17 protein-coding genes are annotated in these 16,198 nt (G+C 37.2%); 16 read left to right on the top strand and 1 reads right to left on the bottom strand.

The window, feature by feature from the left end:
• Positions 1-14: 14 nt before the first annotated feature.
• Positions 15-1,268, bottom strand: coding sequence for a methionine adenosyltransferase (gene metK / locus JAZ75_RS07110; protein ID WP_021190713.1), 1,254 nt, complete (start codon positions 1,266-1,268; stop codon positions 15-17).
• 312 nt (positions 1,269-1,580) lie between these two features.
• On the opposite strand from metK, the gene JAZ75_RS07115 reads away from it, so the two are divergent.
• The 16 genes from JAZ75_RS07115 (at position 1,581) to nuoH (ending at position 16,198) form a co-directional block, all read left to right on the top strand.
• Positions 1,581-2,459 carry a diacylglycerol/lipid kinase family protein gene (locus JAZ75_RS07115; RefSeq protein ID WP_132844369.1) on the top strand — a complete coding sequence of 293 codons (879 nt, stop codon included), beginning with the start codon at positions 1,581-1,583 and terminating at the stop codon, positions 2,457-2,459.
• Positions 2,460-2,467: 8 nt separating this feature from the next.
• Positions 2,468-2,818, top strand: coding sequence for a translation initiation factor (locus JAZ75_RS07120; RefSeq protein ID WP_031288702.1), 351 nt, complete (start codon positions 2,468-2,470; stop codon positions 2,816-2,818).
• A 468-nt stretch (positions 2,819-3,286) separates the two neighbouring features.
• Complete coding sequence (locus JAZ75_RS07125) at positions 3,287-4,117, top strand: MotA/TolQ/ExbB proton channel family protein (protein WP_132769984.1); 831 nt, start codon at positions 3,287-3,289, stop codon at positions 4,115-4,117.
• 98 nt (positions 4,118-4,215) lie between these two features.
• Positions 4,216-4,875 carry an ExbD/TolR family protein gene (locus JAZ75_RS07130; protein WP_021190709.1) on the top strand — a complete coding sequence of 220 codons (660 nt, stop codon included), beginning with the start codon at positions 4,216-4,218 and terminating at the stop codon, positions 4,873-4,875.
• Positions 4,876-4,899: 24 nt separating this feature from the next.
• Positions 4,900-5,454 (top strand): ExbD/TolR family protein, encoded by a 555-nt coding sequence (locus JAZ75_RS07135; RefSeq protein WP_021190708.1) that lies wholly within the window; start codon positions 4,900-4,902, stop codon positions 5,452-5,454.
• Between the two features lie 36 nt (positions 5,455-5,490).
• Positions 5,491-6,378, top strand: a complete 888-nt coding sequence (locus tag JAZ75_RS07140; RefSeq protein ID WP_021190707.1) for an energy transducer TonB — start codon at positions 5,491-5,493, stop codon at positions 6,376-6,378.
• A 300-nt stretch (positions 6,379-6,678) separates the two neighbouring features.
• Complete coding sequence (locus tag JAZ75_RS07145) at positions 6,679-7,614, top strand: PstS family phosphate ABC transporter substrate-binding protein (RefSeq protein ID WP_208700843.1); 936 nt, start codon at positions 6,679-6,681, stop codon at positions 7,612-7,614.
• A 26-nt stretch (positions 7,615-7,640) separates the two neighbouring features.
• Positions 7,641-9,359 carry a tetratricopeptide repeat protein gene (locus tag JAZ75_RS07150; protein WP_132769978.1) on the top strand — a complete coding sequence of 573 codons (1,719 nt, stop codon included), beginning with the start codon at positions 7,641-7,643 and terminating at the stop codon, positions 9,357-9,359.
• A gap of 104 nt (positions 9,360-9,463) precedes the next feature.
• On the top strand, positions 9,464-9,841 hold the full coding sequence (locus JAZ75_RS07155) for an NADH-quinone oxidoreductase subunit A (protein WP_183917872.1): 378 nt from the start codon (positions 9,464-9,466) through the stop codon (positions 9,839-9,841).
• 102 nt (positions 9,842-9,943) lie between these two features.
• Positions 9,944-10,495 carry an NADH-quinone oxidoreductase subunit B gene (locus tag JAZ75_RS07160; protein WP_132769974.1) on the top strand — a complete coding sequence of 184 codons (552 nt, stop codon included), beginning with the start codon at positions 9,944-9,946 and terminating at the stop codon, positions 10,493-10,495.
• The gene (locus JAZ75_RS07165) at positions 10,488-10,991 is read left to right on the top strand and encodes an NADH-quinone oxidoreductase subunit C (protein WP_021190703.1); all 504 of its coding nucleotides are present in this window, start codon (positions 10,488-10,490) and stop codon (positions 10,989-10,991) included. Before JAZ75_RS07160 ends, JAZ75_RS07165 begins: the two co-directional genes overlap by 8 nt.
• 20 nt (positions 10,992-11,011) lie before the next feature.
• On the top strand, positions 11,012-12,247 hold the full coding sequence (locus JAZ75_RS07170; RefSeq protein ID WP_021190702.1) for an NADH-quinone oxidoreductase subunit D: 1,236 nt from the start codon (positions 11,012-11,014) through the stop codon (positions 12,245-12,247).
• The gene (gene nuoE, locus JAZ75_RS07175) at positions 12,240-12,758 is read left to right on the top strand and encodes a complex I 24 kDa subunit family protein (RefSeq protein WP_132769970.1); all 519 of its coding nucleotides are present in this window, start codon (positions 12,240-12,242) and stop codon (positions 12,756-12,758) included. Before JAZ75_RS07170 ends, nuoE begins: the two co-directional genes overlap by 8 nt.
• Before the next feature lies 1 nt (position 12,759).
• The gene (nuoF, locus tag JAZ75_RS07180) at positions 12,760-14,115 is read left to right on the top strand and encodes an NADH-quinone oxidoreductase subunit NuoF (RefSeq protein WP_021190700.1); all 1,356 of its coding nucleotides are present in this window, start codon (positions 12,760-12,762) and stop codon (positions 14,113-14,115) included.
• Positions 14,116-14,142: 27 nt separating this feature from the next.
• The gene (locus JAZ75_RS07185; protein ID WP_021190699.1) at positions 14,143-15,156 is read left to right on the top strand and encodes a 2Fe-2S iron-sulfur cluster-binding protein; all 1,014 of its coding nucleotides are present in this window, start codon (positions 14,143-14,145) and stop codon (positions 15,154-15,156) included.
• A 1-nt stretch (position 15,157) separates the two neighbouring features.
• Positions 15,158-16,198, top strand: coding sequence for an NADH-quinone oxidoreductase subunit NuoH (gene nuoH / locus JAZ75_RS07190; protein ID WP_021190698.1), 1,041 nt, complete (start codon positions 15,158-15,160; stop codon positions 16,196-16,198).

The following is a 16,198-nucleotide window of genomic DNA, read 5'->3' on the forward strand; positions in this document are numbered from 1 at the left end:
CCAAATTTAAATGACTATAAACCAAAAGCTGTCTTTACTTTATCAATAAAGTCTAGTTTTTCCCAAGTAAATAACTCAACTTCAACTGTTTTTTTATCACCGTTAGAATTTTCAAATTCTTTCGTTACAGTTTTTGGGGTTCTACCCATATGTCCATATGCTGCAGTTTCCGAATAGATTGGGTTTCTTAGGCCTAATCTGGTTTCAATACCGTAAGGAGTCATGTCAAAAATTTCAGTGATTTTATCGGCAATTTGACTGTCGTTTAATTCCACTTTGCTTGTTCCATAAGTATTGACATAAATTCCCATTGGATCTTTTACACCAATTGCATAAGAAATCTGAACTAAAATTTCATCTGCAATACCTGCGGCAACTAAGTTTTTAGCAATGTGACGTGTTGCATAGGCAGCAGAACGGTCTACTTTTGACGGATCTTTTCCTGAAAAAGCTCCACCTCCATGTGCACCTTTACCACCGTAGGTATCAACAATAATTTTGCGACCTGTCAAACCGGTGTCACCATGTGGTCCACCAATAACAAATTTTCCTGTTGGGTTAATATGAAACTTGATATCACCATTAAATAATTCTTGCAGTTCTGGTTTTAATTGTGCTTTAACCCTTGGGATTAAGATATTTTTAATATCAGCTGTAATTTTTTCACGCATCTCTTCTTCTGATGAAAAATCATCGTGTTGTGTAGAGATCACGATGGTGTCGATACGTGCTGGTTTATGATCTTCCGTATATTCTAACGTTACTTGTGATTTAGCATCAGGGCGTAAATAAGTAATTTCCTTATTTTCACGACGTAATGCCGCTAATTCATAAAGTAAGCGATGCGATAAATCTAAGGCCAGGGGCATATAGTTATCCGTTTCATTGCTTGCATATCCAAACATGATTCCTTGATCGCCGGCACCTTGATCTTGCTTTGCCTTACGGTCTACACCCTGATTAATATCTGCCGATTGTTCATGGATAGCCGATAATACACCACATGAATTTGCTTCAAACATATATTCAGACTTGGTATAACCAATGCGCTCTATTACTGCACGTGTTATTTTTTGAACATCTAAATATATTTTTGATTTCACTTCACCTGCAAGTACAACCTGTCCCGTTGTTACCAAAGTTTCGATTGCAACGCGTGCATCTTCGTCCCAAGCTAAAAAATTGTCAATCAGTGCATCTGAGATTTGATCAGCAATTTTGTCTGGATGTCCTTCTGAAACAGATTCGGACGTAAATAAGTAAGCCATATTACCTTTTTTAATATTATATTATAAGGATTTGCGAGGAGAGGTTGTTTCAATAGAAAAGTACTAAATAGCCTTGCTATATGATGGTTTTAGCACTTTTTTACTGTGGTTGCAATCTCCTGTTATATTCTCATTAAGAATATACTACGCAAATCAGTCCACATTTTTTATTGTCGACACAAAACTACAATACTTTCTGTTAAGTTTAAAGATTTCTTGTAGAATAGTTTAAAATAGCTGGATCAATCTTTATGGTATTTAAGAATTTTGACATTGTTTCAAGAAATTAGTGAATAAGCGTATATTTGATTTATGGGAAAACGTAAACAAATACTGTTTGTTATCAATCCGATTTCGGGAGGGAAGCGCAAAACATCTTTTAAGAAGCAGGTGTTGGATGTGCTTGATTTACAAAAGTTTGATCCTACTTTTCAGGAGACATCCTATGCCAATCATGCGTACGAAATTGGTTTGCGAGCTGTTGAAGAAAAGTACGATGCAGTGATAGCAGTAGGTGGCGATGGAACAATAAATGAGTTAGGATCTGCATTAGCAGAGAGCGGTATACCCTTAGGTATTGTTCCTGAAGGTTCAGGGAATGGGCTTGCCTTATATCTTGGTATTCCCTTAAATGAGACTGCTGCAATTCGTCGCATAAATCGATTTGAATTTGTAGAGGTTGATTGTGGCACGATAAATAATCGCAAATTTTTTAATATTGCTGGATTAGGTTTTGATGCATCCGTTAGCGAGAATTTCGCTAATGAGAATATTCGTGGGCCTTTGGGATATTTGAAATCGGCAATAAACGTACTGAGTAAATATAAACCGTGCGACTATAAACTATGGATTGATGGTAAAGAATACGAGCGTAAAGCGTTTATGATTTCTGTCGCCAATTCACCACAATATGGTAATAACGCTTACATCGCACCACAGGCATCTGTTAATGACGGGATATTAGATGTGTGTATTGTTCATCAATTTCCAATGTATATTTTACCAAAAATGTTGTTTCATTTGTTTAATAAGTCTGCGGATCAGTCCGACTACGTCGAAATAATTCCGGGAAGAAATATTAAGATTGAAGCGATTGTAAAATCGGTAGTTCACATTGATGGTGAGCCAGTTGACTTGGGTTCAAGTCTTGATATTGGCATTATTCCTAAGGCATTGAAAGTTATTTGTTAAAAAAAGTTATGAGTAAAAATAAGAAACAGCAGTATGAAGGCGTTGTATATTCAACAGATAACAGTTTTGAATATCAATTTTCAGAATTATTAGAGGACCTAGAAACACTTCCTAATCAACAGCAACAGCTCAAAGTTCAATTGGATCGTAAGATGCGAAAAGGGAAAGTTGTCACACTAGTTACCGGATTTAAAGGTAAACAAGAAGACCTGGAAGCGTTATGTAAATTTTTAAAACAGAAATGCGGTGTTGGAGGAAGTGCTAAGGATGCTGAAATAGTTGTACAAGGAGACTTTAAACAGAAAGTTGCTGATCTGTTACTTTCTGAAGGATACAAAGTAAAATTGGTGGGAGGTTAGTATTCCATTATTTTAGCCCCAAACAGGTCATATTGAACAGGGGTGCGCGTTGTAAATGGTTGAAAATTAATAAGTAATATCCGTTTAAACATAGATTGAAAGTTTTTTGATAGATGTAGATAGGTGAGTGAGCGGTTACTTGAATTTGCAATTAAATCGTTTGTTTTCTTGCATATCAAAAAAAAAATGGTTTTCATTGTAAAAAATTTATTGCTTTCTCCTGATAAAAGGGATTAGTAGCATTAGATTGAAAGTCGGAACCGCTGAGGTGATAACTTAATATTAAGGAATTGTAAAGGGAATTTAAAGTCTCTTTTATATTTCTAATATATTTCGCTTTAAGATTTTAAATATGGCATAAAAGACTATATTTGCTTGACAAATTTTAAAACGAATACATACAACAAGCATATAATTAAAAAAAACATATTATATTTAACAACAGTAAAAAACTAAAAAATTAGAAAAATGGCAAACGCACCTAAAACAAGTCCTGCTGCAAAACAAGAGAGCAATAATTCAGGTTCTTTCTTTGCACAAGCTGCAATTATCATTTGTTTCATTCTCGGTTACCTTTTATGGAAATTTGTGATGGGTAGTCCTTCAAACTTTCTTGATAATAATCCAGAGAACCAACCTTTACCAGGTAACTATTTAGGAATGGTTTATCACGCAGGTGCTGTAGTACCGGTTTTATTAGGTTTATTCTTCATGGTATGGGTATTCTCTATTGAGCGTTTCATTGTAATTGGAAAAGCTTCTGGAACAGGAAATGTTGGTAATTTCGTAAGAAAAGTACAAGTATTAATTAATGGCGGTAATTTAGATTCAGCTATTGCTGAGTGTGACAAACAAAAAGGTTCTGTTGCAAACGTAATCAAAGCTGGTTTAGTAAAATACAAATCAGTTTCTGCTGATACTGCTGTAGATACTGAGAAAGCAACAATTGCAATTCAAAAAGAGATCGAAGAAACAACAGCATTAGAAATGCCGATGTTAGAGAAAAACTTAAACGTAATCGCTACATTAGTTTCTATCGGTACATTAACAGGTTTATTAGGTACAGTAACAGGTATGATCAAGGCCTTCAGTGCGTTAGCAACAGGTGGTACTCCTGATTCAGCTAAATTAGCAAATGGTATTTCTGAGGCCCTAATCAATACAGCGACAGGTATCGGTACTTCTACAATTGCGATTGTAATGTACAATATCTTAACAGCTAAAATTGATAAATTAACTTATTCAATCGACGAAGCTGGATTCTCAATCGTACAAACATACGCTGCGAACCACAAATAGTAATTATATGATGTTTTTGAAAATTATTTTATGGAATAATTGTTTCATTAGCATCATATAGAAAGAGATTGAATAATTAATTTATAAAGAAGTTTAAAATGGGTAAAGCAAAAATAAAAAGAGCCAGTACATCCATTGATATGACCGCGATGTGTGACGTATCATTCTTGCTTCTTTCATTCTTCGTAATGACATCTACAGCGAAACAACCGGAAGCATTCGAGGTTGATACGCCGGCGTCTACCACGAAAGATAAATTACCAGATTCAAACGTAGGTATTATTACGGTTGGAGATAAAGGTAAAATATTTTTTGGTGCGACAGACCGCGATGTTAGGGTTAAAACTTTAGAGAAAATGTCATCAAGATATGGCGTTAACTTTTCTCAACAAGATTACGACCAGTTTGCGTTGATGGAAAATGTCGGTACTCCTATGAAAGCGATCAAGCAAGTGTTGGCAATGGAGCCAAGCAAACGTCTTGAGCCTGGTGTTCAGAATGGTATTCCTGTCGATAGTACAGAAACATTATCTAATGAATTATACCAATGGATACAAACAGCACGTTTAGCTGCAGAAGAGGTAAATAAGGCAAAAGAAGGGGAAAAGGATTTTGTTTATCCAGGACCATTGAAAATTGCTATCAGAGCTGACGCAACGGAAAAGTATCCTTCAATTAATGCGGTAATCGAAACATTACGTAATCAAAAGCAAAATAAATTCAGTTTCATTACTGGTTTACGTGCTGAAGATAAATAATGTTGATTTAATAAAAAGACATAAATGGCAGAATTAAATCAAGACAGTGGTAAGGGTGGCAAAGGCGGAAAAGTAAGATCTAAGAAAAACGGTGGTAAAGTCGATTTGACAGCCATGGTAGATTTAGCATTCTTATTAATTACCTTCTTCATGTTAACTACGTCTTTAAATAAACCACAAGCAATGGACGTTGCGATGCCTGATAAAAATAAAATTAAGGATGAACAATCTGAAGTACTAACAGCAGATAACCGTTCCGTAACGATTTTATTAGGATCTGACAACAAAGTTTCTTGGTATTATGGACAGGTAAAAGCACCTATTGAAGGTCCAACGGTTACAGGTTTCGGAGCAGATGGAATACGCAAGGTTTTAATTGAGAAAAAAGCTTACGTTCCTCGTGTTTCTGGCGGAAAAGATGTAATCGTGATTATCAGACCTAGTGATATGTCTACACAAAAAGATCTTGTTGATATTCTTGATGAGATGAAGATTGTAGATATTAAGCGTTATATGATTGCGAAGATTAGTCCTGAAGAAATAGATGTTTTAAAACGTGATAATATTTATAATGACTAAGTTAGTTATTATAGAAATCACGAAAACTATAGAAATATGATTGGGTCAAAATTAGATATTTTTAAAAAGGAATGGCTTGATGTAGTATTTCAAGGCAGAAACAAGGAGTATGGTGCTTACGAACTTCGTAAGCTTGCTCCTAAAGCTACAAACGTAGGTTTGTTGGCTGTAGTTGTTGCTGTGGTACTATTGAGTCTTCTTAGATTATTTGGAGGTAGCTTATTTCCTGATAAACCTGTTGAAGCCCCTCCAGTTGTTACTGAAGTGACTTTAGAGGATTTGGAGGAAATTAAACCACCTGAACCAGAAGAAGAAGAACCACTTCCGATTGAGGAGGAGAAGCCTCAGCAAGTGGCTATGGACATACCAAAAGAAGATTTGGTACGTTTTCCAGAACCAAAAGTAGCTCCGGCTGCACAAGTGAAAGAAGAAGTTGCTGCTCAAGAAGAGTTTAAGGATGATAAAAAAACTCCTGCTCGTTTAACTTTAAAAGGTAGCGCAACAGGTTCTTCAGTAGCTCGTGGTGAGTTCGGTACTAAAAAACAGGATGGTGCTATTACAGGTGTTAAGAAAGGTGATCCAAATGGTGATCCAGATGGATTAATTTCCTTCAATGCAGTAGAGGTTCAACCATTGCCTCCTGGAGGTATGGCTGCTTTTATGAAGTGGGTAGGAGAAACTTATGAATATCCTTCTGGAGCTTTAGAAAATGGTATCATGGGTGTAGTTGAAGTATCTTTCGTTGTTGAAAAAGATGGTAGTTTAACAGATATTTCTGTAAAACGCGATCTTAAATACGGAACTGGTGATGCTGCAGTTAGAATGTTGAAAAAAGCTAAGAAATGGAAACCAGGTATTCAAAATGGTCGTCCTGTTCGTGTAGCTTATACATTACCTATTCGCTTAAACACACAAAATCAGTAATTAGTGGCGAACTTTAATTCGAATAATACAAATTACAGACAGAAATCGCCTATAAAGCGATTTCTGTCTATTTTAGGACTATTTATGTTTGGCCTATATTTTGGGCTGGGCTTACTGGTTATTTTTTGGAAAGATTTACCCTTGGACATCAATCCAACATATAGAACATTGTTTGGAGTTGTTCTGATTGTTTATTCTTTCCTTCGTTTCGTCAGATTGTGGCAAAGTAATTTTAACTAGTCTCATTACGAAATTAGAATTGCTTTAATTTTTGCAACCTATTTATTAAATGATTGCCCTATGAAAAACAGCTTAAAAATAATTTTATTTTCAATTTTTGGAGTTTTAATGTTAGTGAGTTGTAATCGTAATGGGAAGCAAGCTCCAACAGCTCCCAGCGAGGATATCTTGCGTGGTAAGGTAAATGTGCTTGTTGATGAGACCTTGTATCCAATCATTAAAGAACAGGTTGATGTATTTCAAAGTTCATACTCAGATGCTACTATTCAATTGTTGGCCAAACCTGAAATTAAAGCCATAAATGCTTTGTTGGCGGATACTTCAAATGTGATTATTTTAACACGTAAGTTGACAGCAGCTGAGGGGAAAAACTTTAAGGACCGAAAAATTGTTCCAAAGGAATATCAAATTGGGAGTGATGCAATCGCTTTGATAAATAATGTTGGTGATGCAGATACTATCATCACACTTTCTGACGTTAAATCATTGTTAAACGGCACACTTAAAGGTAAGTACAAAGTAGTTTTTGATAATGCAAACTCAAGTACTTTACGATTTTTAAAGGAATATCTATCTATCGATAAAATTGATCCAACAGCGATTTCTGCCTTAGAGAATAATACTGATGTCATCAAATATGTGAGTGAGAATAAAGGAAGTATCGGAATTGTAGGTTTCAACTGGATATTGGATATGACTCAAAAAAAATCTGAATTATTGAATAAAATTCGTACATTGAGCGTAGAAAATGCTTTAGGAGCTAAGAAAGACGGTTTGTTCTACAAACCTTCGCAATCCAATATATCTTTAGGTGTATATCCTTTTACAAGACCTATATATGTATTGAATTATCAGCCGAACATGGGCTTAGGCCTGGGCTTTAGTGCCTTTTTGACAGGAGATAGAGGTCAGCGTATTTTTTTAAAAGCTGGACTTTTACCTGCAACAATGCCAGGACGTGATATTATTATTAGAGAAGAAAACAGTTTAAATTAGAGTATAAAATAGTACAACAATAGATTATGACAAACAGTAAATTATTATTTAGTCTGTTATTAGCAGGTTCTGTTGGCACAGCAAGTGCACAAAGTTTAAAGGATGCTAGAGCGGCTATTGAAACAGAAAACTACGGTAAAGCAAAAACAATTTTGCAACAATTAGTAAGTAAACAAGCTAAGGTTGGTGATAATTACTTCTATTTAGGTCAGATTTATTTAGTCAATGATAAGCCTGATTCTGCGGCAATTTTCTTCAATCAAGGTTTGACTGCTGATCCAAAATCACAGATTAATAACGTTGGTTTAGGCTACATTGATTTGTTGAAAAAAGATAAGGCTTCGGCTGAAGCTAAATTTTCTGCAGCTAGTGCAAACTTAAAGAAAAAAGATTACGAAGAATTGTTGGAAATTGGTCGTGCTTATATTAAGGCGCCAGAGCCAGACTATGCAAAAGCTTTGGATTATTTAACACAAGCTAAGGCAAAGAATGCTAAAGATGCCGCTATTCCGTTGGCATTAGGAGATGCTTATAGAGGATTGAAGGAAGCAAGTAGCGCTTACTCAAGTTATAGTGAAGCAACTGATTTGGATCCGAATTCAACTCGTGCTAAAATTGGACTTGCAGTAATTGTTCGTGGTGCACAAGCTTTTGATGAGGCAGTTGCTCAATTGACAGAGATTACTACAGCGTCACCTACTTATGCTCCGACTTACCGTGAATTAGCGGAGACTTACAATATGTGGTCAAAAGCACCTGGTACATCTGACGAGAAGTATGTGGAATTAAATAAAAAAGGTGTTGAGCAATATAAAAAGTATTTAGAAGTTAATGGTGATAACTCTTTGGAAGCAAAGATCCGTTATGCCGATTTCTTGGTTTATGCTAGACAATATGATGAGTTAGGAGCAGTTTCTGAAGAATTAGCGAAAAATCCAGATGTAGATCCTAAGATTTATCGTTATTTAGCATACAATGCATTTAGAAATAAAGACTACGCTAAAGCATCTGAGAATATCCAAAAGATGTTTGCAAAAATGGATCCTCTACGTGTAATTCCTTTGGATAATATGTATGCAGGTTTATCTGATGTCGCTAATAATAAAGTGGAATCGGGTATTGTATTTATTCAAAAAGCAATTGATCAAGATAAAGAATTGTTAGCAGAGGTTGCTGAAACAGCATTTGCAAAATATCAAGATCAAGAGACTGCAACTGCAGTAGCATTATTTGAGATTATTGCTAAATATCCTGATACTGATTATTACTTCGATTCTAATTATTATGCTGGAGAAGGTAATTACCAAATTGGTTTTAAAAAGGATCAGGAAAGTAAGGATGAGGAAGGTAATGTAACTGATCAAGCTCTAAAAGATCAAGCTGTTGCCGCTTTTGTAAAATCGCAAGCACAGTTAACTGTTATCGAAAATGCGAATAAACCTGAGGTATTAGAGAAATACTTGGTTCCAGCGCTATACTACAAAGCTTTTTCTGCTTTAGGTACGGATAATTTGGAAACTCCAAAGGGTGATTTTGTGGCTCCTTTCGAAAAATTAATTAAGGTTATCAACGAAAGAGGAACACAAGAGAAAAATAAAGCATATTTAATCGATGCTTACACTTATATTGGTTTCTTCCAATATAGTAAAAATGAAATGGCTAAAGCAAAAGCTAGTTTCCAAGAAGTATTGAAATTAGATCCTGAAAATGAGAATGCTAAATCTTATTTAGAAGGTATTAAATAGGCTTACTATTTTAAAGTAAAAAGGGGAGAACATTTGTTCTCCCCTTTTTTGATTTTAGGTGATTTTTTCGTAAATTTAGGTTTTACCAATATAAACATTTTGATATGGAGCAAGTTAGTGCGAGTGCACCTATTGACTATCTACCAATTTTATTTCAGCTCATTGTTGCTGCTGGATTTGGTATTGGAACGATCATCATCACACATCTCATTGGCCCAAAAGTAAGAACTGCAAATAAGCTTAGTTCATTTGAGTCGGGTATTGAAGTTGTTGGAAATGCAAGACAGCCTTTCTCGATTAAGTATTTTCTTGTTGCTATTCTGTTTGTCATTTTTGATGTCGAAGTTATCTTTATGTATCCGTGGGCAGTTAATTTTCGAGAATTTGGATTTGAAGGTTTGATCCAGATGTTTATTTTTATGGCCATGCTGCTTTTAGGCTTCATTTATGTCATTAAAAAGAAAGCTTTGAGCTGGGATTAGAATAGTTCTAAATTGCGCTAACAGCTTGATTTTTATCTAGAAAATGTTAGTTTTGATATGTGCGACAGCACACAACTGTAAACCACTTTAAATTATATTTCCATGAGCGATATTAAGTTGGCCAAAGCACCTCCGGGAGTTGAGGGCGCTGGTTTTTTTGCCACGAGTTTAGATAAAGCGATTGGTTTGGCGCGTTCAAATTCTTTATGGCCTTTGCCTTTTGCTACTTCTTGTTGTGGGATCGAATTTATGGCTACAATGGGTTCAACATATGATCTTGCTCGTTTTGGCGCAGAAAGACCAAGTTTTTCTCCTCGCCAAGCTGATATGTTATTGGTGATGGGAACCATTGCTAAAAAGATGGCTCCTGTTTTGAAACAGGTATATATGCAAATGGCTGAACCTCGTTGGGTGATTGCGGTTGGTGCATGCGCCTCAAGCGGAGGGATTTTTGATACGTATTCTGTCTTACAGGGAATCGATGAAATTATTCCTGTTGATGTATATGTGCCTGGATGTCCGCCGAGGCCAGAAGCAATATTAGACGGCGTTTTACGCTTGCAGGATATTGTTAAAAATGAATCATTGAATAGGAGAAATACACCTGAATACCGCGCTTTATTAGAAAAATACGGAATTGAAACTTATGAATAAGCTAGATAATACCTATTTGTGGGAGAAGTTAGGGTCTAAATTCGGTGCTGATGTGTCACAATTGGCTGATGACTATGATCTATTAACAGTGAATGTACATATTGATGCTATTCATGCTGTGTTGACTTTTTTGAAACATGATGCGGAATTGCAGTTTATTCACTTGACAGATATTACGGCTGTTCATTATCCGCAGCAGAAACAGTCATTTGAAGTGGTGTATCATCTGAATAGCCTCGTGCATAATATTCGGATTCGGATTAAAGTGGCGATAGACGGAAAAAATCCGGAAATTCCTACGGCTACTACCATTTGGAAAGGTGCAAATTGGATGGAGCGAGAAACGTATGATTTTTATGGTATACAGTTTTTAGGACATCCAGATTTAAGGAGGATATTAAATGTAGACGAGATGGAGGTTTATCCTATGCGGAAGGAATACCCTTTAGAAGACCCCAACCGTGTAGACAAGAAAGATCTCTATTTTGGACGCTAACGTTAGAAAGGAAACCAGTTATGAACGATTATATTACCAAGATATCCCCAAATAAACCTGTTTACGATGATAATGATCCCCAGGATGAGTTGATAACCTTAAATATTGGTCCTACACATCCTGCGACTCATGGTGTATTTCAAAACGTAGTCCAAATTGATGGTGAACGTATTGTTAGCGGTGTTTCAACAATCGGTTATATCCATCGGGCGTTTGAAAAAATTGCTGAACATCGACCATTTTATCAGATTACCCCGCTCACCGATAGATTGAATTATTGTTCTGCCCCCATTAATAATATGGGCTGGCATATGACCGTTGAGAAATTATTAAAAATAGAAATTCCAAAGCGTGTCCAGTATATGCGAGTTATCGTAATGGAATTGGCTCGTATTGCTGACCATATTATCTGTAACGGTATTCTCGGTGTTGATACCGGGGCATTTTCAGGCTTTTTGTATGTTATGCAGGAGCGGGAGTTTATATATGAAATTTTTGAAGAAATATGTGGAGCCCGTTTAACGACTAACATTGGTCGTATCGGTGGTTTTGAAAGAGACTTCAATGCCATTGCATTTGCAAAGATTGAAGAGTTTTTAAAAAGATTTCCTCCGGTTCTGACAGAATTTATGGAGCTATTTGACCGAAACCGAATTTTTATAGAGCGAACATCTGGAATTGCGGCCGTTACGCCGGAAGAAGCTTTAGATTATAGCTGGTCTGGCCCTATTTTACGTGCTACAGGTGTGGATTATGATATTCGTGTTCAAAACCCCTATTGTTCCTATGATGAATTCGATTTTGATATCCCTGTAGGTACAAAAGGAGATGTTTATGATCGCTATATGGTGCGTAATGAAGAAATGTGGCAATCTTTACGCATTATTGAACAGGCTTTAGCTAAAATAGAGAAAGAACCTAAGGGAGTTTTTCATGCTGATGTACCGGAGTTTTATTTACCTCCAAAAGAACAGGTGTACACCAATATGGAAGCATTAATCTATCATTTTAAAATTGTGATGGGAGAAGTCGATACCCCTAAGGCTGAAGTTTACCATGCTGTCGAAGGTGCCAATGGAGAATTAGGATTTTACCTGGTGCACGATGGCGGACGTACCCCTTATCGTTTACATTTCAGAAGGCCTTCCTTTGTCAATTACCAAATGTTTGCTCCGATGAGTGCAGGAATGTTGCTTTCGGATGCGATTCTTAATATGAGTAGTCTTAACGTTATTGCAGGAGAATTAGATGCTTAGTATAAAAAATAATGAATATGTTGAATTTTCTTCAACATTGCTAAATCAATTTGCTGAAGTAGTGGGACGTTTTCCGGAAGGGAGACAAAAATCGGCATTGCTTCCTATACTGCATTTAGTACAAGCGGAGTTTGGGTGGTTAAGTCCTGATGCTATGGATAAGGTCGCTTATTATTTAAGTATAGAGCCTATCGAAGTTTATGAAGTTGCTTCTTTTTATACGATGTATCTATTGCAACCACAGGGGAAATATGTTTTGGAAATATGCAGAACTGGTCCCTGTTGCCTGGTCGGAGCGGAACGTATTATGAGCCATCTTGAACATAAATTGGGTGTTAAAGAAGGAGAAGTGACGGCCGATGGATTGTTTTCATGGAGAGGAGTCGAGTGTTTAGCAGCCTGTGGCTATGGGCCTGTCTTACAGATCGGACCTGAATACACTTTCTACGAGAACTTAACCGAAGATCGTGTTGATCAATTAATAGATGATTTAAGCTCAAAAACTAAGTAATATGGCGCGTAAACTTTTGTTAACACATATTGATGTTCCAGGGATTCAAACTTTTGATGTTTATCGTCAACATGGCGGATATCGTGCGGTTGAAAAAGCACTTAAAACGATGTCCCCTGATGATGTTGTTGAAGAAGTTAAGAAATCAGGTCTTCGTGGAAGAGGAGGAGCTGGTTTTCCTACTGGGATGAAGTGGAGTTTCTTAGCAAAACCGGAGGGTGTTCCTCGTTATTTAGTGTGTAATGGAGATGAATCTGAACCAGGTACTTTCAAGGATCGTTATTTGATGACACATATTCCTCACGCTTTGTTGGAGGGAATGATCGTCTCTAGCTATGCTTTAGGAGCTAAGACTTCTTATATCTATGTTCGAGGTGAAATGATGCCTCAGATCCGTATTCTTGAACGTGCTATTGAGCAGGCGAAAGCTGCAGGTTTTTTGGGTAAGAATATTTTGGGGTCAGGTTATGATTTAGAGATTTATGTACAGCCGGGAGCTGGAGCTTATATCTGTGGTGAAGAGACTGCCTTATTAGAGTCTTTGGAAGGTAAAAGAGGAAATCCGAGAATAAAGCCCCCTTTTCCCGCTATAGCAGGATTATACGGCTGTCCTACAGTAGTCAATAATGTTGAATCGATTGCCGCTACTGTTCCGATTATTAATGATGGTGGAGAAGAATATGCGAAGATCGGTATAGAGCGGAGTACAGGAACAAAATTAATATCGGCCAGTGGAAATCTATTAAAGCCAGGTGTATATGAGATTGATTTAGGCTTATCTGTAGAAGAATTTATTTATTCAGATGAGTATTGTGGTGGCATCGCAAATGGGAAAAGGTTAAAGGCGGTAGTCCCCGGCGGTTCATCGGTTCCTATTTTACCAACGAATTTAATTTTAAAAACAGCAAATGGCAATAACCGCTTAATGACTTATGAATCATTGGCTGATGGAGGTTTCCAAACAGGAAGTTCCATGGGATCAGGCGGTTTTATTGCTTTCGATGAGGATCAGTGTATTGTGCGCAATACGTGGAATTTTAGTCGTTTTTATCATCACGAGAGTTGTGGACAGTGCTCTCCATGTAGAGAGGGAACAGGATGGATGGAGAAAGTGTTGCACAAGATCGAGATGGGACATGGCAATTTATCTGATATTGAATTGCTTTGGGATATACAGAGACGTATTGAAGGAAATACGATCTGTCCGTTAGGTGATGCTGCGGCATGGCCAGTGGCTGCGGCCATACGACATTTTAGAGATGAGTTTGAATGGCATATCAATCATCCAGAGGATGCATTGACTCGTAATTTTGGATTGGCGCATTATGCAGATCCTTTAGTACCGATTGTTTCTTAATTAGATTGTGATAAACGCGATACGAAGATGGCAGAAGAGGTAAAATTGAAAGTTATTATAGATGGTATTCCTGTAGAAGTAGCGCCAGGAACAACAATTTTGAATGCAGCACGTGAAATTGGTGGCGATATCGTTCCTCCAGCTATGTGCTATTATTCTAAGTTGGAAGGTACAGGTGGTAAATGCCGTACCTGCTTAGTTAAAGTTTCGAAAGGATCTGAAAAAGATCCACGTCCCATGCCTAAGTTGGTCGCCTCCTGCCGTACGACTGTGATGGATGGAATGGAAGTAGAGAACATCACTTCTCCAGATGTTGTGGAAGCAAGAAAAGCGATTGTGGAGATGTTGCTGATTAATCATCCTCTAGATTGTCCTGTTTGTGATCAGGCTGGCGAATGTAAATTGCAAGATTTAGGTTTTGAGCACGGCTCTGCGCAGACGCGATATGAGTTTGATCGAAGAACATTTGAACGTATTGATATAGGAGATAAAATTCAACTACATATGAATCGATGCATTTTGTGCTATCGATGTGTGTTTGTTGCAGATCAGATTACTGATAGACGCGTGCACGGTATCATTGGTCGCGGAGATCATTCCGAAATCTCAACTTATATTCAAAATGTTGTAGAGAATGATTTTTCAGGAAATGTAATTGACGTTTGTCCTGTGGGGGCTTTAACAGATAAAACATTCCGCTTTAAAAATAGGGTTTGGTTTACAAAACCGGTAGATGCTCATCGCGATTGCCCAACGTGTTCGGGCAAGGTGACTTTATGGTACAAAGGACCTGACGTGATACGTGTCACTGCACGCAAAGATGAGTTTGGAGAGGTAGAAGAATTTATTTGTAATACCTGTCGGTATGATAAAAAAGAAACCATCGACTGGAAGTTAGAGGAACCGACCCCAATTAGTGACCAGTCTGTGATTGCATCTAATCATTATACACGCTTTAATCCACCAGCTGTTATCAAAATAGATCCTGTACTGCAGGAACAAAATTTAGAACAGTTGGCCAGAACAGAAAAATTGAAATAATATGGAGTTGTCATTTGTCATAGAAAAATTCGTCCTTGTTACTTTGGTTTTTGTGATCACGCTTGTGATTGCGATGTACTCAACATTGGCAGAACGTAAGATCGCCGGCTTTATGCAGGATCGTTATGGTCCGGATCGAGCGGGAATATTTGGTTTATTACAACCTTTATGTGATGGTGGTAAGTTTTTCTTTAAAGAGGAAATAATTCCCGCTGGAGCACACAAAGCCTTGTTTATTCTTGGACCCACAATCGCTATTATTACTGCCTGCATTAGTTCTGCGGTGATACCTTGGGGGCAATCGTTAACGATCGGTGATCGCGTTATCTCACTACAGGTTGCTGATGTGAATGTGGGCATTCTTTATATGTTCGGCGTTATTGCACTTGGCGTGTATGGTATTATGTTAGGTGGCTGGGCTTCCAATAATAAGTTTTCGCTTATGGGAGCTGTTAGAGCAGCTTCACAAAGTATCAGTTATGAGATTGCAATGGGGCTTTCGATTATAGCACTTTTGATGGTGACGCAATCGCTATCTTTAAGAGATATCGTAGCCCAACAATCAGGTTTTTTGAATTGGAACATTTGGGCGCAGCCTTTAGGATTTATCATTTTTATGGTTTGTGCTTTTGCTGAGTGTAACCGTGTTCCTTTTGATTTACCAGAATGTGAGACCGAATTGGTCGGAGGTTATCATACTGAGTATTCTTCCATGAAATTGGGGCTGTACATGTTTTCAGAATATATCAATATGTTTGTGTCTTCAGCGTTGATGGCCTCATTATATTTCGGAGGATATAACTTCCCTTTCATGCACGACTTAGGACTGTCTGAAAATTGGATAACGATTATAGGCGTTCTCGCATTTTTCGTCAAAATATTTGCATTTATCTTCTTCTTTATGTGGGTGCGTTGGACTTTGCCAAGATTCCGATACGATCAACTGATGAATTTAGGATGGAAAATGCTGATTCCTTTAGCAATTGCAAATATTGTGTTGACGGGAATAATTACATTGATTAAGGATACATATTTTTCATAG

The organism is Sphingobacterium sp. UDSM-2020 (assembly GCF_016132525.1).
GTDB lineage: Bacteria > Bacteroidota > Bacteroidia > Sphingobacteriales > Sphingobacteriaceae > Sphingobacterium > Sphingobacterium anhuiense.